At 60.4% G+C, this 328-nt stretch carries 1 pseudogene; it reads left to right on the plus strand.

From position 1 onward, the window contains the following. Positions 1-59: 59 nt before the first annotated feature. Positions 60-328, plus strand: a pseudogene (locus KDH83_RS32170) (4-hydroxyphenylacetate permease); the annotation flags it as partial.

Consider the following 328-nt stretch of genomic DNA (forward strand, 5'->3'; position numbering starts at 1 on the left):
CGCATGCCGGCGCGGATCCCGCCCTTCCCCCGGCGCAATGCGCCGCGCTCTATCGCAAACTGACCTGGCGTCTCATCCCCTTTCTCTTTCTCGCCTTCGTCGTCGCGTACATCGACAGGGTCAACGTCAGTTTCGCGAAACTGCAAATGCTCGCGGATCTCTCGATGTCCGAAACCATCTATGGCGCCGGCGCGGGCGTGTTCTTTCTCGGCTACTTCCTCTTCGAAGTGCCGAGCAACCTGATCCTGCATCGCGTGGGAGCGCGCCTCTGGATCGCACGCATCATGGTCACCTGGTCGATCATTTCCTGTCTGACGATGTACACGCA

The sequence above is a fragment of the Achromobacter sp. Marseille-Q0513 genome (assembly GCF_018195695.1).
Lineage (GTDB): Bacteria > Pseudomonadota > Gammaproteobacteria > Burkholderiales > Burkholderiaceae_B > Achromobacter.